This window comes from Flavobacterium sp. (assembly GCF_021151785.1).
GTDB lineage: Bacteria > Bacteroidota > Bacteroidia > Flavobacteriales > Flavobacteriaceae > Flavobacterium.
Genome location: NZ_JAGKWP010000004.1, coordinates 1 through 25,925 on the forward strand (window position 1 = coordinate 1; position 25,925 = coordinate 25,925).

Below are 25,925 nucleotides of genomic sequence, written 5' to 3' on the forward strand. Positions count from 1 at the left end.
TGTAATTTTATGATTATCTATTCATTTTTTTAATAAATTGCAAAACCAAAAAATTGTAAAATTATGTCAAATATTACCAGACTTTTTGATTTCCCATACTATCAATTAGAAAAATACAATTTACCCGATGCTTTAGTTACAAAATATGGAAACGAATGGGTTAAAACCTCAACCGAAGAATATTTGAACAAAGCTAATGCGATTTCAAGAGCATTCTTAAGACTTAACATTCAAAAAAATGATAAAGTAGCCATTATTTCTTCTAACAACAGAACAGAATGGCATATTTTTGACATTGGTATTTTACAAACAGGAGCACAAACAGTTCCGATATATCCAACGATTGCCGCTGAAGACTATGAATATATTTTAAATCATTCGGAATCTAAATATTGTATTGTTTCAGACGAAGAAGTATATAATAAATTAAATGCTGTTAAAGCGAACTTGCCTAATTTAGTTGAGATTTATTCGTTCAACGAAATTAAAAATGTGAAAAATTGGAAAGAACTTTTAGATTTAGGCGCGGATAATTCTAACCAAAATGAAGTTGAGGCTAGAAAAGAAAGTATTGCTACTACTGATTTAGCCACTATTATTTACACTTCTGGTACAACTGGAAAACCTAAAGGAGTAATGTTGACACATCAAAATATTGTATCAGATGTTTTAATGTCGGCCGAAAGAGTACCTTTTACTCCAGGAAGTTACAGAGCATTAAGTTTTCTTCCTATTTGCCATATCTTTGAAAGAATGATTTTGTATTTGTACCAATATTTTGGTGTATCTGTTTATTTTGCTGAAAGTATTGATAAAATTTCAGATAATTTGAAAGAAGTACATCCTAATGTAATGACAGTAGTACCAAGACTTTTAGAAAAAGTATATGATAAAATTATGGCTAAAGGTCATGAATTAACTGGTATCAAAAAGAAATTATTCTTTTGGGCTACAGGTTTAGGTGTTCAATACAAACCTTACAGTGAAAATGGGTTTCTTTACGAATTTCAATTAAAAATTGCCCGAAAATTAATTTTCTCAAAATGGCAAGAGGCATTAGGAGGAGAATTAAAATTATTAGTATCTGGAAGTGCTGCATTACAACAGCGATTAACAAAAACTTTTACTGCTGCTGGAATTCCAGTAATGGAAGGCTATGGTCTGACAGAAACATCACCTGTAATATCTGTTAATGATATGAGAAACAACGGTTTTAGAGTGGGTACCGTTGGAAAAGTATTAAATGGTGTTGAAGTTAAGATTGCTGAAGACGGTGAAATCTTATGCAAAGGGCCAAATATAATGATAGGCTATTATAAAGATGAAGAACAAACCAACCAAGCTTTAAAAGATGGCTATTTCCACACTGGAGACATTGGAGAATTTGATTCTGATGGTTTTTTACGAATCACTGACCGTAAAAAAGAAATGTTTAAAACATCTGGCGGAAAATATGTGGCACCACAATTATTAGAAAACACCTTTAAACAATCCCTGTTTATTGAACAAATTATGGTAATTGGGGAAGGTGAAAAAATGCCTGCTGCTTTCATTCAACTAAGTTTTGATTTTATAAAAGATTGGGCTACTAAGCATCCAGAAGTAAAATTAGGTCAAACAAATGAGGATATCATAGCAAATCCATTAATTATCAAACGCATTCAAGAAGAAATAGACCACTACAACCAAAAATTCGGTAACTGGGAACAAGTAAAACGTTTTGAATTAACACCAGATGTTTGGTCTATAGAGGCTGGCCATTTAACCCCTACAATGAAATTAAGAAGAAAAATTATCTTAGAAAGATATAAAAATTTATATCAAAAAATATACAACCACGAATAAGAATTATCCGCTGAAAAGCGGATTTTTTTATTTATATGTTAAAAAAATATTAAGATTGAAAAAAAAGAACCCAAATACTATGCGTGCATAGTATTTTTTTTTATATTTGAAAAATCAAACAATCAAACAAACTAAAACAAATCAAATGAAAGATAAAACTATTGATTATGCCTTACGTGCTACTTGGCAAGCAGTTGCGCGAATGTATAATGAAGAAGCGACAAAATATGGGGCTACCATGGCCACGGGTTTTGCGCTATTAAGTATTGATAAAGAAAAGGGGACTCCCTCTACATCCTTAGGCCCTAGGATGGGTATGGAAGCTACAAGTTTAACTAGAACTTTAAAGTCTATGGAAGAAAGAGGCCTAATTACACGAAAAAAAAATCCTTCTGATGGACGTGGCGTTTTATTATATTTAACCAAAGAAGGAAAAGAAAAAAGAGAATTATCTAAAGAAACCGTTTTGCGTTTTAATGAAACGGTTAAAGCTCATGTTACTGAAGAACAGTTACAGCATTTTATGGAAGTTGCTGAAGTGATTAATGATCTTATTAATGATAAAAAAATATTCAAAGAAGATTAACTAACTAAAATAAAAAACAAACAAATAGATGAAACGTACTATCAAAAAAGTTGCTGTCATCGGATCTGGAATCATGGGTAGCGGTATCGCTTGCCACTTTGCTAATATTGGAGTGGAAGTGTTGCTTTTAGACGTAATTCCAAATGCGCTTACAGAGACTGAAGAAAAAAAGGGGCTTACGCTTGAAAACAAAGCTGTAAGAAACCGTTTAGTGAACGAACATTTAACAACTGCATTAAAATCAAAACCATCACCTATCTACCATTCAAGTTTTGCTTCAAGAATCACTACAGGAAACACAACAGATGATATGGCGCTAATTGCAACTTGTGATTGGATTATTGAAGTAGTTGTTGAAAGATTAGACATCAAAAAAATAGTTTTTGAACAAATTGACAAATTTAGAAAACCAGGTACATTAGTAACATCAAATACTTCTGGAATTCCAATTCATTTTATGAGTGAAGGAAGAAGTGAAGATTTTCAACAACACTTCTGTGGTACACACTTCTTTAACCCTGCGCGTTACTTAAAATTATTCGAAATCATTCCTGGTCCAAAAACATCAACAGAAGTATTGGATTTCTTAAATGGATATGGTGAAAAATTCTTAGGTAAAACTTCAGTTGTAGCAAAAGATACTCCTGCATTTATTGGTAACCGAATCGGAATCTTCGGAATCATGAGTTTATTCCACCAAGTTAAAGAAATGGGATTAACCATTGAAGAAGTAGATAAATTAACCGGACCAGTTATTGGCAGACCAAAATCAGCCACTTTCAGAACGGTTGATGTGGTAGGATTGGATACATTAGTACATGTTGCCAATGGAATTTATGAAAACTGCCCTACTGATGAAGCACATAATTTGTTTAAATTACCAGATTTCATCAATAAAATGATGGAAAACAAATGGTTAGGAAGTAAAACAGGCCAAGGTTTTTATAAAAAAGAAGGAAAAGATATCTTATCATTAGATTTAGATACTTTAGAATACCGTCCGAATAAAAAAGCTTCTTTCCAAACTTTAGAATTAACAAAAACAATCGACAAACCAATCGATAGATTCAAAGTTTTAGTAAAAGGAAAAGACAAGGCAGGTGATTTCTACAGAAAGAATTTTGCGGCTATGTTCGCTTATTGCTCTAATAGAATTCCTGAAATTACAGACGCATTCTATAAAATTGACGATGCTATGAAAGCTGGATTTGGATGGGAAAATGGTCCATTTGAAATTTGGGATGCTATTGGGGTTGAAAAAGGAATTGAAATTATGAAAGCCGAAGGTTATGAACCAGCGACTTGGGTTAATGAAATGTTAGCTACTGGAACTACTTCTTTTTATTCAGTAAAAGATGGCGCTACTTACTTCTACGCTATTCCTTCAAAATCCGCAGAAAAAATTCCAAGACAAGATGCCTTTATCATTCTAAATAATATAAGAGAGAATAAAAAAATCTGGAACAACAGCGATAGTATTATAACCGATTTAGGAGATGGTATCATCAATTTAGAATTCACTTCAAAAATGAATTCAATAGGCGCTGGAGTTTTACAAGGAATTAACAAAGCTATTGATATTGCTGAAAAAGAATACAATGGTTTAGTAATAGGAAACCAAGGAACCAATTACTCTGTAGGAGCTAATTTAGCCATGATTTTCATGATGGCTGTTGAACAAGAATACGACGAGTTAAATGCAGCCATTAAAATGTTCCAAAACACAATGATGCGTTGTCGTTATTCTTCTATTCCTGTAATTGCTGCCCCACATGGTATGACATTAGGTGGTGGATGTGAATTAACTATGCATGCAGACAAAGCAGTAGCTGCAGCAGAAACATACATTGGATTAGTTGAATTTGGTGTTGGACTTATTCCAGGTGGTGGTGGTTCTAAAGAAATGGCTTTAAGAGCAGCGGATACCTTTAGAAAAAACGATGTTGAGTTGAATGTTTTACAAGAATATTTCTTAACAGTGGGTATGGCTAAAGTGGCTACATCTGCTTATGAAGCTTATGATTTAGGTATCTTACAAAAACATAAAGATATTGTTGTTGTCAATAGAGACCGTCAAATTGCAACTGCAAAACAAGTGGCACTTCAAATGGCCGAACAAGGCTACACACAACCTACCGCTAGAAAAGATATTAAAGTATTAGGAAAACAAGCTTTAGGTATGTTCTTAGTTGGTACAGACCAAATGGAGGCTGGTAAATATATTTCTGAACACGATAAAAAAATTGCTAATAAGTTAGCTTATGTAATGGCTGGAGGTGATTTATCTGAATCCACATTAGTGTCTGAACAATATTTATTAGACCTTGAGCGCGAAGCTTTCTTGTCATTAACCGCAGAGAGAAAAACTTTGGAAAGAATCCAATTTATGTTAACTAAAGGAAAACCACTAAGAAACTAAAAATGAAAACAGCATATATTGTTAAAGGATATCGAACAGCCGTTGGAAAAGCACCAAAAGGATTGTTCCGTTTCAAAAGACCAGATGAATTGGCTGCTGAAACAATCGAATTTATGATGTCGCAATTACCGGAGTTTGATAAAGCTCGAATTGACGATGTTATGGTTGGAAACGCCATGCCTGAAGCCGAACAAGGTTTAAATGTAGGTCGTTTAATTTCATTAATGGGATTAAAAGTAAATGATGTACCGGGAGTAACCGTAAACAGATATTGTGCTTCTGGATTAGAAACTATTGCAATGGCAACAGCTAAAATTCAATCAGGAATGGCAGATTGTATTATTGCAGGTGGTGCTGAAAGCATGAGTTATATACCAATGGGTGGTTATAAACCGACCCCTGATTATAAGGTGGCTGCTGCCGGACATGAAGATTATTATTGGGGAATGGGTTTAACTGCAGAAGCAGTTGCTAATCAATTTAATGTATCTCGTGCAGATCAAGATGAATTTGCTTATCAATCGCACATGAAAGCTTTAAAAGCTCAGGCTGAAGGCAAATTTGATAACCAAATAGTTCCTATTACTGTTGAACAAACATTTATTAACGAAAAGGGTAAAAAAGAAACGAAATCATATACTGTTGCAAAAGATGAAGGTCCAAGAGCAGGTACTTCTATTGAAGCTTTATCAGGATTAAAACCTGTATTTGCTGCTGATGGAAGTGTTACAGCGGGGAATTCTTCTCAAATGAGTGATGGTGCTGCTTTTGTAATGGTTATGAGCGAAGAAATGGTTAAAGAATTAAACTTACAACCTATTGCTCGTATGGTAAGCTATGCCGCTTCTGGTGTTGAACCAAGAATCATGGGAATTGGACCTGTAAAAGCTATTCCTAAAGCCTTAGCTCAAGCCAAATTAAATCAAAATCAAATTGATCTAATAGAGTTGAATGAAGCTTTTGCTGCACAATCGTTAGCCGTTATTAGAGAGTTAAATTTAAATCCTGAAATCATAAATGTTAATGGAGGAGCTATTGCTTTAGGCCACCCTCTAGGCTGTACTGGTGCTAAATTATCTGTACAATTATTTGATGAAATGAAAATTAGAGGTGCTAAATATGGAATGGTTTCTATGTGTGTAGGAACTGGACAAGGAGCTGCTGGAATTTTCGAATTAATTTAATAACCAACTTAAACAAAATAGTATGAAAGATATCACAAGAGGAGGACAATTCCTAGTAAAAGAAACAAAATGTGAAGACATTTTCACACCAGAAGATTTTAATGAAGAACAAATTATGATGCGTGATTCTGTAAAAGAATTCGTTGATAAAGAATTATGGCCTCATAAAGATAAATTTGAAAAGAAAGATTATGCTTATACTGAAGAGTGTATGCGTAAAGCAGGTGAACTTGGGTTTTTAGGTGTAGCTGTTCCAGAGGCTTACGGAGGTTTAGGAATGGGATTCATCAATACTATGTTAGTATGTGACTATATCTCTGGAGCTACAGGTTCTTTTTCAACTGCATTTGGAGCACATACAGGTATTGGTACTATGCCTATTACTTTATATGGTACAGAAGAACAAAAATTAAAATATGTACCAAAATTAGCTTCGGGTGAATGGTTTGGTTCATATTGTTTAACGGAACCGGGCGCAGGATCAGATGCTAATTCAGGTAAAACTAAAGCGGTACTTTCTGCAGACGGAACACATTATTTAATCTCTGGTCAAAAAATGTGGATATCTAATGCAGGATTCTGTAATTTAATGATTGTTTTTGCAAGAATCGAAGATGATAAAAATATCACTGGATTTATTGTTGAATACGATCCGAACAATAACAATGGTATTACTTTAGGTGAAGAAGAACACAAATTAGGTATCCGTGCAAGTTCTACACGTCAGGTATTCTTTAATGAAACTAAAGTACCTGTAGAAAATATGTTAGCTGGTCGTGGTGAAGGATTCAAAATTGCCATGAACGCACTTAATGTTGGCCGTATTAAATTAGCAGCAGCATGTTTAGAAGCGCAAAGACGTACCGTAACTGGTGCAGTTAAGTATGCTAATGAAAGAGTACAATTTAAAACACCTATTGCTAATTTTGGAGCAATTCAAGCTAAATTAGCTGAAATGGCAACCAATACTTATGCTGGTGAAAGTGCTTCATACAGAGCAGCAGGTAGTATCCAAGAAAGAATTGAATCGAGAATTGCTGAAGGAAATACACACCAAGAAGCTGAATTAAAAGGGGTAGAAGAATTTGCTATTGAATGTTCTATCTTAAAAGTTGCTGTTTCAGAAGACGTGCAAAATTGTACCGATGAAGGTATCCAAATTTTTGGAGGTATGGGATTCTCAGAAGATACTCCTATGGAATCTGCATGGAGAGATGCTCGTATCGCTAGAATTTACGAAGGAACTAACGAAATTAATCGTATGTTATCTGTAGGGATGCTAGTTAAAAAAGCAATGAAAGGTCATGTAGATTTATTAGGACCTGCAATGGCAGTTGCTGAAGAATTAATGGGAATTCCTTCATTTGACACACCAGATTACACCGAATTATTTGCTGAAGAAAAAGAAATGATTGCTAAATTGAAAAAAGCATTCTTAATGGTGGCAGGGGCTGCTGTTCAAAAATTTGGACCAGACTTAGAGTCACACCAACAATTATTAATGGCAGCTGCAGATATGTTAATTGAAATTTACATGGCTGAAAGTACTATTTTGAGAGTTGAAAAATTAGCTAAAAAAGTAGGTGAATCTCAAGCACAAGAACAAATTGCGATGGCGCAGTTATATTTATATCATGCAGTTGATATTGTATCTCAAAAAGGAAAAGAAGGAATTGTTTCTTTTGCTGAAGGAGACGAGCAACGTATGATGTTAATGGGATTACGTCGTTATACAAAATATGTAAATATGCCAAATGTAGTGGCTTTAAGAGAAAAAATTGCTGCAAAATTAATTACTGAAAACCAGTATGCTTTCTAGTAGCAATGTTTTGGTTTAGTTTGTTTGAAAAGTCGCCGTTTCTATTAAGAAACGGCTTCTTTATTAATGACATAATTTTTAATAAAAATTGCCTATTCTAAATTCATATTTATCTCATTAAGAGCTACAAAAAAGTCAATTCTCTTCACTTCTTCAAAAAAATCAATCTCCGTTTCGTGAGGTAAAAAATCAGAAATGATACGAACAATAAAATCTTGTGGTTTTTTTAAATACATAAAAGTATAATCTTCCATGTTTACCACTATTTTTTCTGGTAAATCTGTTGTTCTAACAAATTTATCAGATGTTAAAGAATGTAAACAAGGTAAGTTTAAATGAGCTCTTGTCGTAATTGGAGCGCCATTTTCAAACAATCCTCCTTCATAACCATAGATTGAGGCCTCTGTTATCTCAACTGGTTTACCCAAATGCAATGATTCAGGTAAATTTGATACTTTACCAACTATTGCACCAAATCCCATCAAGATACAAACATCATGTTCTGGTAAATTCATCATACTCTTAGCGGTACTTTCCCTTCCAATTCCTGAAACAAATATTTCATACTTGTGTTTTTTGTTTTCTATTCGTGCTAAAGCCGCTAACACTTTATCACGCTCTATTTCCATTGGGGTTAAAATAATTATTCTCAAAATATCTTTTTCAACAAAGATAAACAACCTTAATGTAAACAAATTGAAAAATTGAAATCAATACAATTTCACTAATATATTAATTTAAAAAAAACATCTAACAATTTGATAATTTTCTCATAAAACAGATTTAGTGTTCTATTCACAGTAATCTTAAATCTAACAAGGATTTTTGTACGCAATATATAAACACACAACTATGTTCAAGAATTACATCTTTAAGTTACTTTTCGTTCTCGTTTTGCATTGCAGTACATCTGTTTTTTCACAAACTTTATTGCACTATTGGAATTTCAATAATAATAGTTCCGTTGCAAATTTAACTTCTCCAAATGTTTCTCTAATTTCAGGATGCGCACTAAATGCTATAGCTGGTGGTATTAGCACAATAGATGCTTCAGGTGGTACTGGCCAAAATTTTAATCTTCAAAATTTAAATGCAAGAAATGGAGATGTTTCCGGTAGTCATTTACGTTTTAATGATCCCATTGGTGGAGCATTACAGTTTAACATTCCAACAACAGGTTATCAAAATATCATCATAAAATTTGCTACACGCCGATCAAGCTCTGGTGCGGGTATACAACAATGGGCTTATAGCATTAATGGAACAGATTTTATTGATTATATTTCAATTACGCCAAATAATGGAGATCCGGCACTTGCTTCTCTTGATTTTTCTACAATTTCAGGAGCGAACAATAATCCAAATTTTAAACTAAAAGTAACTTTTTCCCAAGGCTTAGGTGGCATAGTGGGTAATAATAGATTTGATAATTTTACTGTAGAGGGGCAACCTAGTTCTGGTTTAGATAACTTAGCTCCTATTCCTACTTTCAATCCTGCCCCTTTAGCTTCAAACGTAGCTACATCTATTCAACCTACTATTAGCTTTAATGAAAATGTTAGATTACTCAATGACTCAGCTATAAATAGTACAAATGTTGATGCACTAGTAGAATTAAGATTGAATAATGCTTCTGGCAATTTGATTCCGTTTGACGCTACTTTTGATAATAATGTCATAACGATAATACCTAATAGTATTCTATCAAATAATCAAACGTATTATATTGCTTTACTAGCAAATAGTGTGGAAGACGAGAGCAATAATGCGATTTCTACGTTGCAGTCAAGCAGCTTCACAACAGCAAATACAAGTATATCTTTAGCATCAAATTTCGTTACTACTCAAGAAAGTGATGGTACTATAAATTTAGTACTCAACATAACTAATCCAGCTACAAGTAGTATTGATATTATTGTAAAAACAGCTCCTTTTAGTACGGCTGACGCTAATGATCTTTCTATTTCAACACAAACTATCAACTTAAATAATTCAAGTGGTTCAACACTAAATATACCTATTACAATTATTGACGATACCATAGCTGAACAACATGCAGAATATGTAGTCATAAGCCTAGAAAACCCAATTGGACTAACTGTTTCTGGAATTCCAAATTCTACTATCTATATTATTGATAACGACAGTCAGGCGCCAATTGCTTCAGAACAAATAGAATTAAATTATTTAGGTAGCTTTGATCCATCAGGAAGTAATACAAGTACTTGCGAAATTGTGGTACACGACCCTGCAACACAACGGCTTTTTACCACAAGTGCTGTTGCTGGATACTTGGATATTATAAACTTTAGCAATCCTGCTTCACCAACCTTAATTTCATCAATCAATATGAATGTGTACGGAGGCGTAACAAGCGTTGCTGTAAAAAATGGAATTGTTGCTGTGGCTTCACCAAATGCAGATGAAACGCAAGCTGGTTCGGTTGTTTTTTTCAATACAAATGGTGTCTTTTTAAAGCAAGTTACTGTGGGGGCACTTCCTGACATGATTACTTTTTCTCCCGATGGCACAAAGGTTTTAACAGCAAATGAAGGACAACCAAACACTGACTATTCTATTGATCCAGAAGGTTCCATTAGCATTATTGATATATCTAATGGTATTACTGGAATTTCACAAAGCCAAGTAACAACACTCAACTTTACATCTTACAATGCAGTTGAAACACCTTTACTAGCATCTGGCGTACGAAAAATAAAATCAACTAGTACATTATCACAAGATTTAGAACCAGAATATATTACAATAAGTGCTGACTCTCAAAAAGCTTGGGTAACACTTCAGGAGAATAATGCTATTGCAGAAATTAACCTAACAAATAACACCATTTCTGATATTTGGGCCCTAGGTACAAAAGACATAAGTTTACCTGGAAATGGTTTTGATGTTTCTGACAACAATGGTCAAATTCTCATTGCTAACTGGCCTATGCAAGCTTACTACATTCCTGATGCATTAGCTAATTATACCATTAACGGAACAACATATATTGTAACTGCAAATGAAGGTGACGAAAAAGAATATGGTAGTTTTACTGAGAGAACTACAGTTGGTGCAAGTACATATAATCTTGACACATTTATCTTCCCTCAAGCAAGCATTTTAAAACAAAATCATAACTTAGGAAGATTTAGAGTAACTAATATAAATGGAAATCTAGATGCAGACACAGCATATGAATCTGTTTTCTGTTTAGGTTCACGTTCATTCTCCATATTTAATACAAATACAAAACAAATTGTTTTTGATAGTGGTGATGACTTTGAAAGATATACAGCAACACAATATCCTTCTCTATTCAATTCTGATCACGAAAGTAATTCTTTAAAAAATAGAAGTAGAGCAAAAGGTCCTGAACCAGAAGGAATAACGCTTGCTAATATAGGGGGGCAAACTTTTGCTTTTATTTCTCTTGAGCGTGTAGGCGGTGTCATGGTTTATAACATTACCGACCCTGATAATGTTACTTTTGTAGATTATAAAAATAGTAGAAATACTTCAGCTTACGGGGGAGATAATGGCCCTGAAGGAATCACTTATATCTCTGCAACAAATAGCCCTACTGGAATTCCTTATATTTTAATTGCTAATGAGATTAGTGGTACCATAACAATATTTGAAGTGGCTACAAATACACTAGATGTACCTAATTTTACATCTCAAGAAGCAACGTTTAATTTATTCCCTAACCCCACAGAATCAAACGGTGTCGTATATTTCAATAGACCTTCGGATATACAAATTTTTGATTTTACAGGAAAACTCATTCTTGAAGAGAAAAATGCTTTAACTATTAATACTAAAAATTGGGCAAAAGGTATTTATCTCGTAAAAAACAGTAAGAAACAAATTCAAAAATTAATTGTTAAGTAATTTTACATCTTCTAAAAATGATAAACCAGCCTATAAAAGCTGGTTTATTTTTTACACTACATTATAAATAGTTGTATCTTTATTGCATGTCAAAATTACCACAAATCACCACTAGTATTTTTTCTGTAATGTCGCAGTTAGCGAATGATTACCAAGCTATTAATCTTTCTCAAGGATTTCCTAATTTTCCAGAGGATAATCAATTATTAGAAATTTCAAGTCGCCTAATAAAACAAAACATCCATCAATATGCACCAATGGCTGGTGTACCATCATTATTAGAAAAAATAGCTTGGCAAACAGAAAAAAAGTACAATCGAAAAATAAACTTCTCATCAGAAATAATAATAACTGCGGGTGCCACACAAGGAATTTTCACGACAATTAATACTTTCATTTCAAATGGTGATGAAGTTGTGATATTGGATCCAAGCTATGATAGTTATGAACCATCAATATTAGTAGCTGGTGGCAAGCCTATACGGGTTTCACTAAGAGAAGATTATACTCCTGATTTTAATAAAATTGAAAAAGCTATTACTTCTAAAACCAAATTAATCATTATAAATAACCCGCACAATCCTACAGGAAAAGTTTGGACAAAAACTGATTTCGAACAACTGGAAACTATTTTAGAAAAACATCCTCATGTAATGCTTTTAGGAGACGAAGTGTATGAGTATATAACATTTTCACAACCTCATATTTCATTTAATACACGTCCAAAATTAATTGACCGAACTATTATCGCTTCTTCATTTGGAAAATCACTACATGTTACAGGTTGGAAAATAGGATACCTTATTGCCCCAGCACAACTAATGAATGAGATAAAAAAAGTACATCAATTTCAAGTTTTCAGTGTGAATAGTTTCTCTCAACATGTCATCTCGGAATATTTAGAACTTGTTGATTTTGAAGCAATTTCAAAAATGTATCAACAAAAAAGAAATCTGTTTCAAGAATTAATGAAAGATAGTAAATTTGACTTATTACCTTGTGAAGGCACCTATTTTCAAATAGTAAATTACAGCAGAATATCAACAAAAAAAGACTTGGATTTTGCTAAAGAGTTAATTCAAAAACATAGTGTAGCTGCCATACCAATATCTGTTTTTTATAGTGATCATACAGATCGGCACATGTTGCGATTTTGTTTTGCCAAAACAGAAGAAACTTTATATGCAGCCGCTGAAAAACTAAATAAAATTTAAAACCTTTTTTTTCCTCTAGGATGATATACCTCCATTACTTGAGCAAGATGCTTACGATCCAAATGCATGTAAACCTCTGTAGTAGTAATAGATTCATGCCCTAACATCAATTGAATAGCACGTAAATCCGCTCCATTTTCAAGCAAATGTGTAGCAAATGAATGCCTAAAGGTATGCGGACTTATTGTTTTTTTGAGGTTAATTTTAAGAGCTAAATCTTTTATAATTGTAAAAACCATTGCTCTAGTTAATTGTTTTCCTCTCCTATTTAAAAATAAAGTATCTTCAAATCCTTTTTGAATGGAAATATGATTTCTAATTAAATCTTTATATGTTTCAATGTATTTTTGAGTTGAAGAACTTATGGGCACAAAACGTTGTTTATTTCCTTTTCCTGTAACTTTTATAAAACCTTCTTCAAAAAACAAATCAGAAATTTTTAAAGAAATTAATTCTGAAACCCGTAAACCACAACTATATAAAGTTTCCAACATTGCTTTATTTCGTTCCCCTTCAGGTGTACTTAAATCTATTGCTCCAATTAAAAAATCAATTTCTTCAGTCGAAAGCGTATCCGGCAATTTTCTTCCTACCTTTGGAACCTCAATTAACTCCATTGGAGTATTCGAACGATAATCCTCAAATACTAAATAATTGAAAAAACTTTTTAATCCAGAAATTATTCGGGTTTGTGAACGCGCATTAAGTTGGGAGGCAATTTGATATATAAACGCTTGTATTTCTTCCTCTTGGATAGTTAAAGGTGTAGCATCGATTTTATGAGTAGTCAAAAACAAAACTAATTTATCTATATCAAATGTATAGTTTTCAATAGTATTTTTTGATAGACCACGTTCTAACTTCAAATAATTTTGATATTCTTTGATATAAGATTGCCAATTTGCCATTTATGAAAACAATTTAAGCTAAGATAAAACATTCTATCAAAATGATGTAATAGAAAAGTACATAAACAAAAAAAGTCCTGATTTCTCAGGACTTAAGGGTGAATGATGGGTCTCGAACCCACGACCTTCGGAACCACAATCCGACGCTCTAACCAACTGAGCTACAATCACCATTTTTACGAGTGCAAATATATAGCAATTATTGTACTTTGCAAAACTTTTTTAAAAAAAATCACTTCAAATCTGATAACGAATTGACAGTCAAATATCTTTCCACAGTAAATCCTTCTGCAAATTCAACATTTACTAGTCTTCCTAGGTCTTGAGCGCGGTATTTTATGCTATCTAAAAAGTTTTTTGAGGTTATTGGCGTTTCAGGTTCGTTAGAATTAGGATCAAAAAACTGAGAACCATAAGCCAAAACCGATTGCATTTTTTGATCTATAAATCCAGTGATATCAACTACAAAATCGGGTTCCAAATTTTTCCATTGAATATAATGATAAACTAATTTAGGACGCCATGCCTCTTGTTTTTTTCCATCTAATTCCGTTTCAATTTTAGTTAAACCCGACAAAAAACAAGCATCACTTACTAATTTACTTCCTTTTCCATGATCGATATGACGGTCATCAATGGCATTACATAATACAATTTCAGGTTGGTATTTACGTATCTTTTTAATGATCTCAAGTTGATGTTGCTCATCATTTATGAAGAAACCATCTCTGAAATTCAAATTTTCTCTAATCTGAACACCTAAAATAGTAGCCGCAGCCATAGCCTCTTGATCGCGAATTTCTTTAGAACCTCGTGTACCAAGCTCTCCTCGAGTTAAATCTACAATTCCTACCTTCTTTCCAAGTGAAACTTCTTTTGCAATCGTTCCAGAGCAACCCAATTCTACATCATCTGGGTGAGCACCAAAAGCTAAAATATCTAATTTCATTTCCAATTACTTGTATTATTAAAGTTTAAAAGTTAACCCCTAACCAAAATCGATACAATCGTTCTTGACTTATTAGAGGTTTCTATAAATTCGTGTTCAGGAATGCTATCTTTTGTAATCCCACAACCAACATAAACAGCAACAGCATTCTCTAAAAATTCACAACATCTCAAATTTACAAATAAATCTGAGTTCTCCATCCCCTTCCATTCGCCTAAATATCCTGAATAATATTTCCTATCATAGCCTTCATGTTCTAAAATAAAACTTCGGGCTTGCTGTAAAGGCATACCACACACCGCAGAAGTTGGATGCAAGGCTTTTACCAAATCTAATGGTTGAATTGAAGATTTAATACTACCTGAAATATCTGTTTTAAGATGAACGATACTACCGGCTCGATGTGTTATAGCATCAGAAATTTTAATAGTATTCACTTTATCTTCGATTTGATTTTTGATAAAATCGGTCACCAACTCTTGCTCCTTTATTTCTTTTTCACCCCAAACAATATGTTCAGAGTAGGGCTGAGTTCCGGCTAATGCCATTGTATAAAATTCCCCATTCTTAATTTTAACCAACTGTTCTGGGGTTGCTCCCATCCATAATCCAATTTGAGGATGATAAAACAAATATCTAAAAGCTGAAGAATAAGTATTTACAAGATTCTTAAAGGATTCTATACTATCTATGGCATCGTTTGGAATTTCTATCTTTCTGGATAAAACGACCTTTTCAAATTGATTTTCAACAATAGCATTTATTCCTTTTTGCACCAAGTTTTTAAACTCAACACCCTCTGAATCAGAAAAAGAAATTCTTTCTTGGTATTGTTTTTCATAGCTCCAATTTTCTTGAATTACTTCACAAGAATCAAACGGCAACACTACATCTTTGGTATTATAAAAACCCGAAAATACAAAGCCTTTTTGTCCTGAAAATTCAACTAATTCATCTGTACTTTGAAAAACTCCATTAAGTTGAACTTGATTTGGTTTTACAAAAAGTGCAAAAGGTAGTTTTTTGGAAAAATAATAAGAAGCCTTTTCTAACAGTAACATTATCGTTCTTTTCTAGATAAAACCATATTGGTCAATTTACACATTGAGATTAATCGGTCTTGTTCATCAACAATTTTTATTTCCCATAAATGAATACTCGCGCCTTTGTGGATAATTTTGGCCGTACAAAACACTGTACCTTCCCGTTTGGCTCGCACGTGATTAGCACTAATTTCAATACCCCTTACTTCTTGTTTTTCAGGATTAATAAACATTAAAGAAGCAGCGCTTCCAACACTTTCCGCTAGGGCTACAGAAGCTCCTCCATGCAACAAACCCATTGGTTGATGTACTCGTGGATTAACAGGCATTTTGGCTGTTAAAAAATCATCACCTGCGTCAATATATTCTATTTCCAATGTTTCCATTAATGTGTTTTTTGAGTAGTCAGCACATAATTTCAACATTTCATCTTTAGGAATAATCATAGTTTCTTTTTTTAACAAAGTTACAAATTTAGTTGTACTAAAAATTAAAACTGTCTATTTCAATGATGTTGTATTTTTCAATACCTACATATTAATTTTTCAGTTTTATCGTTATATTTACACAGTTCAAATTTACATTATGCGTTACATAGTATTTCTTATTATAGCTTTTTTTAGTATTTTTTTAACTTCATGCCGTTCAGAAATGGAGTTTGAATCCAATATTGGTAACTTAAGATTTTCAAAAGAAACCGTATATCTAGATACAGTATTTACAAATATTGGTTCAAGTACGTATACTTTGAAAGTGTATAATACTACGAATAAAAACATTTCAATTCCAAAAGTTAGATTAGGAAAAGGTCAGGCTTCTAATTACCGATTAATGGTGGATGGAATGCCAGGAAAAGAGTTTGACAATGTGGAACTTTTAGCTAATGACAGTTTGTATGTTTTTATAGAAGTAACTTCAGATGTTGCAGACGCTAATCCGACTGATTTTTTATATACTGATCAAATTCAATTTGGCGATTTTACAAATTTTCAAAAAGTGGAGTTAGTCACTTTAATTCAAGACGCCGTATTTATTTATCCAGAAAGAAGTGGAAGTCCTAACAATTATACCTATGAACAAATTCAATTAGGTGTTGATGGAGATGGTAATCCTGTGACGATTACTGGTACAAATTTAAGCCACACTGACGTAACTAATGGAGACGAGCTACATTGGACAAATACTAAACCTTATGTAATTTATGGTTATGCAAAAATCCCTGAAAATGAAACTTTAGTCATTGATCCAGGTGCACGCGTTCATTTTCATGCAAATTCTGGATTAATTGTAGCAGAAAATGCTAGTTTAGATGTCAATGGAGGTATTTCTTCAACGGAAGCTTTAGAAAATCAAGTTATTTTTGAAGGCGATCGATTAGAGCCTGTGTATACTGATGTTCCTGGGCAATGGGGAACTGTTTGGTTTTTACCAGGAAGTAAAAATAATTCCTTAGAAAATATTACAATAAAAAACGCCACGGTTGGCATGCTTATTTCAGGAAACGATGGCACTCCTACTCCAACTATTAATATGACCAATGTACAAATTTATAATTGTGCCAATGTTGGAATTTTAGCCAGAACAGGTAAAATGACAGGTAAAAACGTAGTAGTTAACAATTGTGGTCAGGCGAGTTTAGCTTGCACATTTGGAGGTAAATATGATTTTACACATTGCACTTTTGCAAATTATTGGGGTTCACCAAATCAAACTTGTTTAGTATTAGATGATTATGACGGAAGTAGCAGTTATATTTTGGAACAAGCGAATTTTAAAAATTGTATTTTTTATGGTTCTTCAAACATGAGCTTAGCATTAGAAAAAAACAATACTACTACCTTTAACTACCAATTTACAAATTGTTTAATCAAATTTGTAGATTTTAATAATCAATATATCAATAAACCATTGTACCAATTTTCTACAAACCCAAGCTACTCAAATTGTATTCTTGCTTCAAACTCTAATTCTAATTTACCTTACTTTAAAAATACAAATAAAAACAACTTTAAAATTCAAACCAACTCAGCCGCTATCGGAAATGCAAATTTTACATATTCTGGATTTGATGACATAACAGGTCTTTCAAGAACAAATCCTTCTGATATAGGTGCCTATAAATTTGTTCCGTAAATTGGGATTTTTAGGTAAATTAATTAAATTTGCAAATCTAAACAACAACACCTCATTACAGCCTAATAAATTTTGGTTGATAATGATACAAAACAACACACAACATGATTCATTTCTTTGGAAACCAATCCAATACGGTATTTGCTGTACAAGCAAAAAACGAATTATCGACAGAAACAATCAACAAATTAAACTGGCTTTTTGGCAACGCACATAAAATTGAAAAATCCGTAGTATCGGATTTTTTTGTTGGACCCCGTGCCGCTATGGTAACGCCTTGGAGTACTAACGCTGTTGAAATTACTCAAAATATGGGTATTGAAGGAATTATTCGTATTGAAGAATTTCAAAAAGTAACAACCGATTTTACCGATTTTGATCCGATGTTATCTCAAAAGTATTCGGAATTAAATCAAGACATTTATACTATTAATATCCAACCAGAGCCTATTTTAGAAATTGAGGATATTGATGCTTACAACAAAACTGAAGGTTTGGCTTTAAGTCCTGAAGAAGTAGAGTATTTAAATAATCTTTCTTCTAAACTAGGAAGAAAACTAACGGATTCAGAAATTTTTGCTTTCTCACAAGCCAATTCGGAACACTGCCGTCACAAAATTTTCAACGGTACTTTTGTGATTGATGGTGAAGAACAACCTACTTCCCTATTCAAGTTAATCAAGAAAACATCAGAAACGAATCCAAACGATATTGTTTCAGCATATAAAGATAACGTAGCTTTTGTAAAAGGTCCGAAAGTCACACAATTTGCACCAAAAAGCGCGGACAAACCTGATTTCTACCAAGAAAAAGAATTTGAGTCGGTTTTATCCTTAAAAGCTGAAACACATAATTTCCCTACTACTGTAGAACCTTTTAACGGAGCAGCTACAGGTTCTGGAGGAGAAATTCGCGACCGTTTAGCTGGTGGACAAGGATCGTTACCCTTAGCGGGAACTGCGGTTTACATGACTTCTTATTCACGTTTAAACGAGGAACGTCCATGGGAAAAAGGAATGGAAGAAAGAAAATGGTTGTATCAAACACCAATGGATATTTTAATTAAAGCATCCAACGGGGCTTCTGATTTTGGTAATAAATTCGGGCAACCTTTAATTACAGGTTCTATTTTAACTTTCGAACATGAAGAAGAGGCTCGCAAACTTGGATTTGATAAAGTTATCATGCAAGCAGGCGGTGTGGGTTATGGAAAATTAGAGCAAGCCAAAAAACACGAGCCACAAGCGGGTGACAAAATTGTTATCTTAGGTGGTGAAAATTATAGAATTGGAATGGGTGGTGCTGCCGTATCCTCTGCAGATACTGGTGCTTTTGGTTCTGGTATTGAATTAAACGCCATACAACGTTCCAATCCTGAAATGCAAAAACGTGCTGCTAATGCCATTCGTGGTTTAGTTGAGAGTGATAACAATCCTATTGTTTCTATTCACGATCATGGTGCAGGTGGGCACTTAAATTGCTTATCAGAATTAGTTGAAGCAACAGGCGGACTTATCGATTTAGATAAATTACCAGTGGGTGACCCTACCCTTTCAGCTAAAGAAATCATCGGTAACGAATCGCAAGAAAGAATGGGATTAGTTATTGGCGAAAAAGATATAGAAACTTTACAACGAATTGCAGAAAGAGAACGTTCTCCTATGTATACTGTTGGAGATGTTACTAATGATCATCGTTTTACCTTCGAATCAAAAACGACTGGTGCAAAACCTATGGATTATGCTCTAGAAGATTTCTTTGGAAGTTCTCCAAAAACGATCATGACTGATAAAAACGTAAATCGTACGTATTCCAACCCGGAATATTCTGCTAAAGAAATCCCAACTTACTTAAATCAGGTTTTACAATTAGAAGCTGTGGCTTGTAAAGATTGGTTAACCAACAAAGTAGACCGTTGTGTAGGCGGACGCGTGGCAAAGCAACAATGTGCAGGTCCGTTGCAACTTCCTTTAAATAATGTCGGAGTTATGGCGTTAGATTTTAAAGGGAAAGAAGGAATTGCGACTTCGATTGGGCACTCGCCTATTTCTGCATTAGTTGACCCAGTTGCGGGTTCCAGAAATTCAATTGGTGAAGCTTTATCTAACTTAGTTTGGGCTCCAATTAAAAATGGTTTACAATCCGTTTCCTTATCTGCGAATTGGATGTGGGCTTGTAAAAATGAGGGTGAAGACGCTCGTTTATACCAAGCGGTGAAAGGGTGTTCCGATTTTGCTATTGAGTTAGGCATCAATATTCCTACAGGAAAAGATTCCTTGTCAATGAAACAAAAATATCCTAATGAAGAAGTAATTGCTCCAGGAACTGTAATTATTTCGGCTATAGGAAATTGCAGCAATATCACTAAAGTAGTAGAACCTGTTTTAAAAAGAAACGGAGGAGCTATCTATTATTTAAATCTATCACAAGATGCATTTAAATTAGGAGGAAGTTCTTTTTATCAAATATTAAATAAAGTTGGTTCTGAAGTGCCAACAATCAAAAATGCTGAATTTTTCAAAAAGGCATTTAATACCTTACAAGACTTAATCAAAGAACGAAAAATTAATGCCGGACACGATGTTGGTAGCGGTGGATTAATCACAACTTTATTAGAACTATCTTTTGCTGAAGTTGGTGTTGGTGCTCATTATGATTTATCTGTTTTAGGAGAATCAGACACTGTAAAAACGTTATTTAACGAAAATATTGCCGTTGTTTTCCAAGCAAATGAAGAAGTTGAAGCTGCATTTAAAAATAATGAAATTGAAATATTTAAAATTGGAAGCGTTGAAGAAGGCGATGTAGTTACTATTAAAAATGGAGCGGACCAGTTTAATTTTTCTGTCTCAGAAACAAGAGATACTTGGTTTAAAACCTCATACTTATTAGATACTAAACAATCTAAAAACGGAATGGCTGAGGCACGTTTTGCTAATTATAAAAATCAACCGTTAGCATTTACATTCCCTGCCAGTTTTGATGGAACCCTTCGACAAGCTCAGGGTGACATTGCTCCTGTTGGTTCTAGACCAAAAGCTGCTATTATTCGTGAAAAAGGAAGTAATTCGGAACGCGAAATGGCCAATGCGATGTACTTAGCTGGTTTTGATGTAAAAGATGTACATATGACCGACTTAATTTCGGGTCGTGAAACGCTAGAAGACATTCAATTTATTGGTGCCGTTGGTGGTTTTTCGAACTCAGATGTATTAGGTTCGGCTAAAGGTTGGGCTGGTGCTTTCTTATATAATGAAAAAGCGAACACCGCTTTACAAAACTTCTTCAAAAGAGAAGATACTTTATCTGTAGGTATATGTAATGGATGTCAATTATTAATGGAATTGGAATTAATTAATCCGGAACATGAAATCCATGGTAAAATGCATCACAATACATCAAACAAACACGAAAGCGGATTTACTTCTGTAAAAATTCAGAAAAATAATTCGGTTATGTTGTCTTCTTTAGAAGGTTTGACTCTAGGTGTTTGGATTTCTCATGGAGAAGGTAAATTTAAGTTACCTTATACGGAAGAAAAATACAATATTGTAGGTAAATATGCTTATGAAGGATATCCAGCAAATCCTAATGGTTCTGACTTTAACACCGCCATGATGTGCGATACCACAGGTAGACACTTGGTAATGATGCCACACATTGAGCGTTCTATTTTCCCATGGAATTGGGCTTATTATCCTGAACGTGAGCAAAAAGATGAAGTTTCTCCTTGGATTGAGGCTTTCGTTAATGCTAGAAAATGGATTGAAAATCAAAAATAATCAAGACAAAAGCACTGAGAAATCGGTGCTTTTTTTTGTAATTTTACACAAAATAAAAGAGCATGCTTTACGTATTACTTAGCGTTTTTTGTAGCGTATTTGTTGGAGTTATATTAAAATTAGCCAAAAAGAAACCTTATAGTTTTTTCCAAATCATTACCTTTAATTATGTAATTGCCACATTACTCACATATTTTGTTTATCAACCTGAAGTAAAAACGCTTACCAGTTCAAATACCATAGCAATCATACTACTTTTAAGTTTTTTGTTACCCATAATTTTTATTTTTCAAGCTAAGGCTATCAAATACAGTGGCATTGTAAAAACTGATATTGCGCAACGGATGTCTCTATTTTTATCTCTTTTATTTTCATATTTTATTGCGAATGAAAACTTTGGAACCTATAAATGGTTAGGAATTGGCACAGCATTTCTTGCCATATTCTTAACTTTTTACCGTAAAAATGATGGTGAATATGCTAAAAGAAACAAATGGTTTTTTTTAGCGTTTGTTTTATTTGGCTTTGGAATTATAGATATCTTATTTAAAAAAATTGCTAGTTTAAAAGAATTAGAATTTACAGAAATCCTATTATATGTATTTCCAGGTGCTTTAGTTGTTTCGATATTCATTTCTATCTATTATTTATTAAAAGGAAAAGAATCATTTCATCCCATGAATATTTGGTGGGGAATTGGTGTTGGTATTCTGAATTTTGGAAATATTTCCTTCTACATAAAAGCACATCAAGTACTATCTTCAACGCCTTCAACCGTATTTGCTAGTATGAATATGGGGGTAATTGTGTTAGGAAGTATAATTGGGATTATTGCATTTAAAGAAAAAGTAAATCGATGGAATTATGTAGGGTTATTTCTCTCTTTAGTTGCAATAGCAATAATTACTTATACTCAAATGTAAAACTAGAATAGGTGAAACATTAAAAAAAGCCTCAATTATTTTGTTAATTAAGGCTTTCTTATTGATAATTTATCTTATTAATTTTTTGTATTTAATTCGAGTTGGGGTAACTTCTTTTCCAAGTCGTTTACGTTTATTTTCTTCATACTCAGAGAAGCTTCCCTCAAAGAAATACACTTGAGAATCACCTTCAAAAGCTAATATGTGAGTACAAACACGGTCTAAGAACCATCTATCGTGAGAAATAATCACAGCACATCCAGCAAAATTCTCTAATCCTTCTTCTAAAGCACGTAATGTATTAATATCTAAATCATTTGTTGGTTCATCTAACAACAAAACATTTCCTTCTTCTTTCAAAGTCATTGCTAAATGTAAGCGGTTGCGCTCACCCCCAGACAATGTTGCAACTTTTTTATTTTGATCACTTCCACCAAAATTGAACCTTGATAAATAGGCTCTTGAATTTACTTGACGTCCACCCATCATGATTAACTCTTGACCATCACAAAAATTTTCCCAAATAGATTTATTAACATCAATATTTTTATGTGACTGATCTACATAGGCTATTTTAACAGTATCACCAATGGTAAAAGTTCCAGAATCTGGTTGCTCTTCACCCATAATCATTCTGAAAATAGTAGATTTTCCAGCACCATTTGGACCGATAATACCTACAATTCCAGCCTGAGGTAAAACAAAATTTAAATCATCATATAATAATTTATCACCAAAAGCTTTTGCAACATGCTTAGCTTCAATCACATTAGTTCCTAAACGTGGACCATTTGGAATGTAAATTTCTAATTTTTCATCTAATTCTTTTTGATCTTCATTTAGTAGCTTGTCATAATTTTGTAAACGAGCTTTTTGCTTAGCCTGACGTCCTTTTGCGCCTTGTCGAACCCAATCTAACTCACGTTCTAATGTTTTTCTTCTTTTAGAGGCTTGCTTTTCTTCTTGCTCTAAACGTTTTGATTTTTGATCTAACCAAGAAGAATAATTCCCCTTCCAAGGAATACCTTCACCTCTATCTAATTCAAGAATCCAGCCTGCAACATTATCAAGGAAATAACGGTCGTGTGTCACTGCAATGACTGTTCCTGCATATTGTTGTAGATGTTGCTCTAACCAAAGTACCGATTCAGCATCTAAATGGTTAGTAGGCTCATCTAAAAGTAAAACATCTGGTTGTTGCAATAATAAACGACACAAAGCCACACGACGTTTTTCACCACCCGATAAAACCGAAATGGGTGTATCCGCCTCAGGAGTTCTCAATGCATCCATCGCAATTTCTAATTTGGTATCAATTTCCCAAGCGCCACAAGCATCAATTCGGTCTTGTAATTCCGCTTGGCGATCCATTAGTTTTTGCATTTTATCCGCATCTTCATATACTTCTGGCAGACCAAAATCATCATTAATTTTATTAAATTCTTCTAATAACGAAAAAATTTCAGCAGCTCCTTCACGAACTACTTCAATTACCGTTTTTGATTCGTCTAATTGTGGTTCTTGCTCTAAATAACCTACTGTATAACCTGGGGCAAAAACAACATCACCTTGATAATTTTTGTCAACCCCCGCAATAATTTTTAACAAAGAAGATTTACCAGCTCCATTTAAACCTAAAATACCGATTTTAGCTCCATAAAAGAAACTTAAATAAATATCTTTTAAAACCGTTTTGTTTGAACTAGAATAAGTTTTACTTACCCTAGACATTGAAAATATAACTTTCTTATCGTCTGACATGAGATATAATTATTTTTTTTAATTCATTATTAATTTACACTCGACCTTTAAGTGCATTAAACACCCAAGCAATAGCAAAGAAACCAACGCCAACAGCACTAAATCCCCAACCTGCTACATCAGCATACCGGTAAACACCTAAGCCAATTAACAATAAGCCCATTAGTATCATGATAAAAGTTGCAATTGCTAAAACGGTATTTTTATTCATTCCCATAATTCAATAGATTAGATTTGAGTCCTTTAAAAGGGCAACAAATATCGTAATTTTTATTTTTTAAAACTACATCTCAAGTGGGAAACTCATCTAACAACTTTGAATAAAAATGATAAATAAAACTCTTCTTACTAAATAAAAAAATAAAAATTGAATCAATTTAAAACTGAATAAAAAATTTTCTAATTAATGACATTGTTTTTATGCTTGTTTCTCTATCAATTGAAGATTTTATATACCAATTCTTTTAACAAATCATCTTCTTTCATTGAGCCAGCTCCTACTCCCTTACTTTTTACATCTATATCTCTTAGTACTTGTATAATTTGACTAACTTTTCGCATTGGATAATTTCTTGCTGCTGTAAAATATTCATCTACAAAATAAGGGTTAACACCTATTTTAGCTGCAACTTCTCGTTTATTAGACCTATCTTTCAAACCGTGAAATTGTAACAGTTGCGAAAAAAAACTAAATAGTTGACCTGTGATAACAACAATTGGATTGTCCTTTGGATTTTGTGCAAAATGATATATAATCTCATAAGCTTTCTCTTGATTTCTAATTGCTAATGCTGATTTTAATTCAAAAACATTATAGTCCTTACTAAAACCGATATTCACTTCAATATCTTTTGGAGTAAATGTATGTCCTTGTGGAAAAATAATTTGAAGTTTGTCTAATTCATTAGCAATTTTAGCCAAATCTGTTCCCAAAAATTCAGCTAGCATCAAAGCGGCTTTGGGTTCAATGGCATATTTTTTACCTTTTAAAACTTTTGAAATCCAATCTGGAATTTGGTTATCATATAATTTTTTACTCTCAAAATAAACATGCTTCTCTTTAATAACTTTAAATACTTTTTTTCTTCCATCAGGTTTATCTCGATAGGCTAAAACCAAAATAGTCGTTGGTTGTGGTTGTTCAGCATAAGCTTGAAGCGCATCAATAGTTCGATTTAAATTTTGAGCTTCTTTAACAATAACAACCTGATAGTCGGCCATAATAGGGAAACGTTTTGCTGTAGAAACAATCTCTTCAATAGACGTGTCTCTCCCATACAATATTACTTGGTTGAACGCTTTTTCATCTTCTGTAAGAACCGTTTTTTCAATAAACTCTGAAATTCTATCAATGTAATACGGCTCTTCCCCACATAAAAAATAAATAGGCTTAAAATTTCTACTTTTAATTTCGTTCGTAATATTTTTTACATCGATCATATTTATGGACAGTTATCCGTTTTTA

18 protein-coding genes and 1 tRNA gene are annotated in these 25,925 nt (G+C 33.2%); 10 read left to right on the forward strand and 9 right to left on the reverse strand.

The features are described 5' to 3' along the window. Nucleotides 1-63 precede the first annotated feature (63 nt). From QZ824_RS00845 to QZ824_RS00865, 5 genes are all read left to right on the forward strand, one after another. Nucleotides 64-1,845, forward strand: a complete 1,782-nt coding sequence (locus tag QZ824_RS00845) for a long-chain fatty acid--CoA ligase (RefSeq protein ID WP_291274154.1) — start codon at nt 64-66, stop codon at nt 1,843-1,845. Nucleotides 1,846-1,990: 145 nt separating this feature from the next. After that, on the forward strand, nt 1,991-2,431 hold the full coding sequence (locus QZ824_RS00850) for a MarR family transcriptional regulator (protein WP_291274155.1): 441 nt from the start codon (nt 1,991-1,993) through the stop codon (nt 2,429-2,431). A gap of 28 nt (nt 2,432-2,459) precedes the next feature. After that, nucleotides 2,460-4,850 (forward strand): 3-hydroxyacyl-CoA dehydrogenase/enoyl-CoA hydratase family protein, encoded by a 2,391-nt coding sequence (locus QZ824_RS00855; RefSeq protein ID WP_291274156.1) that lies wholly within the window; start codon nt 2,460-2,462, stop codon nt 4,848-4,850. Between the two features lie 2 nt (nt 4,851-4,852). Continuing rightward, complete coding sequence (locus QZ824_RS00860) at nt 4,853-6,034, forward strand: acetyl-CoA C-acyltransferase (protein WP_291274157.1); 1,182 nt, start codon at nt 4,853-4,855, stop codon at nt 6,032-6,034. Nucleotides 6,035-6,056: 22 nt separating this feature from the next. Further along, on the forward strand, nt 6,057-7,853 hold the full coding sequence (locus tag QZ824_RS00865; protein ID WP_014387924.1) for an acyl-CoA dehydrogenase family protein: 1,797 nt from the start codon (nt 6,057-6,059) through the stop codon (nt 7,851-7,853). Between the two features lie 92 nt (nt 7,854-7,945). Here QZ824_RS00865 and QZ824_RS00870 read toward each other — a convergent pair whose 3' ends face one another. After that, nucleotides 7,946-8,506 (reverse strand): hypothetical protein, encoded by a 561-nt coding sequence (locus QZ824_RS00870; RefSeq protein ID WP_291274158.1) that lies wholly within the window; start codon nt 8,504-8,506, stop codon nt 7,946-7,948. Nucleotides 8,507-8,705: 199 nt separating this feature from the next. Here QZ824_RS00870 and QZ824_RS00875 point away from each other — a divergent pair, with 199 nt between their 5' ends. Together QZ824_RS00875 and QZ824_RS00880 are read left to right on the forward strand one after the other, a co-directional pair. Next, nucleotides 8,706-11,747, forward strand: a complete 3,042-nt coding sequence (locus QZ824_RS00875) for a choice-of-anchor I family protein (RefSeq protein WP_291274159.1) — start codon at nt 8,706-8,708, stop codon at nt 11,745-11,747. Nucleotides 11,748-11,833: 86 nt separating this feature from the next. Then, nucleotides 11,834-12,961, forward strand: a complete 1,128-nt coding sequence (locus QZ824_RS00880) for a methionine aminotransferase (RefSeq protein WP_291274160.1) — start codon at nt 11,834-11,836, stop codon at nt 12,959-12,961. Here QZ824_RS00880 and xerD read toward each other — a convergent pair. From xerD to QZ824_RS00905, 5 genes are all read right to left on the reverse strand, one after another. Next, nucleotides 12,958-13,869 carry a site-specific tyrosine recombinase XerD gene (gene xerD / locus QZ824_RS00885; RefSeq protein WP_291274161.1) on the reverse strand — a complete coding sequence of 304 codons (912 nt, stop codon included), beginning with the start codon at nt 13,867-13,869 and terminating at the stop codon, nt 12,958-12,960. The two genes, QZ824_RS00880 and xerD, sit on opposite strands and share 4 nt — an antisense overlap. 96 nt (nt 13,870-13,965) lie before the next feature. Then, nucleotides 13,966-14,041 (reverse strand) — tRNA-His (locus tag QZ824_RS00890). A 60-nt stretch (nt 14,042-14,101) separates the two neighbouring features. Continuing rightward, nucleotides 14,102-14,818, reverse strand: a complete 717-nt coding sequence (bshB1, locus tag QZ824_RS00895) for a bacillithiol biosynthesis deacetylase BshB1 (RefSeq protein WP_291274162.1) — start codon at nt 14,816-14,818, stop codon at nt 14,102-14,104. A 32-nt stretch (nt 14,819-14,850) separates the two neighbouring features. After that, a complete protein-coding gene (locus QZ824_RS00900; RefSeq protein WP_291274163.1) occupies nt 14,851-15,879 on the reverse strand; it encodes a chorismate-binding protein in 1,029 nt (342 codons plus the stop codon). Further along, nucleotides 15,879-16,307, reverse strand: a complete 429-nt coding sequence (locus QZ824_RS00905) for a hotdog fold thioesterase (protein WP_291274164.1) — start codon at nt 16,305-16,307, stop codon at nt 15,879-15,881. The genes QZ824_RS00900 and QZ824_RS00905 overlap by 1 nt, the downstream gene beginning before the upstream one ends. Nucleotides 16,308-16,446: 139 nt before the next feature. Here QZ824_RS00905 and QZ824_RS00910 point away from each other — a divergent pair, with 139 nt between their 5' ends. From QZ824_RS00910 to QZ824_RS00920, 3 genes are all read left to right on the forward strand, one after another. Beyond that, nucleotides 16,447-17,994 carry a hypothetical protein gene (locus QZ824_RS00910; protein WP_291274165.1) on the forward strand — a complete coding sequence of 516 codons (1,548 nt, stop codon included), beginning with the start codon at nt 16,447-16,449 and terminating at the stop codon, nt 17,992-17,994. 104 nt (nt 17,995-18,098) lie between these two features. Next, nucleotides 18,099-21,776: a phosphoribosylformylglycinamidine synthase gene (gene purL, locus QZ824_RS00915; protein ID WP_291274166.1), complete on the forward strand. Its 3,678-nt coding sequence runs from the start codon at nt 18,099-18,101 to the stop codon at nt 21,774-21,776. Between the two features lie 62 nt (nt 21,777-21,838). Continuing rightward, a complete protein-coding gene (locus tag QZ824_RS00920; protein ID WP_291274167.1) occupies nt 21,839-22,699 on the forward strand; it encodes a DMT family transporter in 861 nt (286 codons plus the stop codon). A gap of 69 nt (nt 22,700-22,768) precedes the next feature. On the opposite strand, the gene ettA is transcribed toward QZ824_RS00920, so the two are convergent. From ettA to holA, 3 genes are all read right to left on the reverse strand, one after another. Next, nucleotides 22,769-24,460 carry an energy-dependent translational throttle protein EttA gene (ettA, locus tag QZ824_RS00925; protein ID WP_291274168.1) on the reverse strand — a complete coding sequence of 564 codons (1,692 nt, stop codon included), beginning with the start codon at nt 24,458-24,460 and terminating at the stop codon, nt 22,769-22,771. Between the two features lie 34 nt (nt 24,461-24,494). Further along, entirely contained in the window at nt 24,495-24,677 is a 183-nt protein-coding gene (locus tag QZ824_RS00930) for a CAL67264 family membrane protein (RefSeq protein ID WP_291274169.1), read from the reverse strand. Nucleotides 24,678-24,895: 218 nt separating this feature from the next. Further along, on the reverse strand, nt 24,896-25,900 hold the full coding sequence (gene holA / locus QZ824_RS00935) for a DNA polymerase III subunit delta (protein ID WP_291274170.1): 1,005 nt from the start codon (nt 25,898-25,900) through the stop codon (nt 24,896-24,898). Nucleotides 25,901-25,925: the final 25 nt, after the last annotated feature.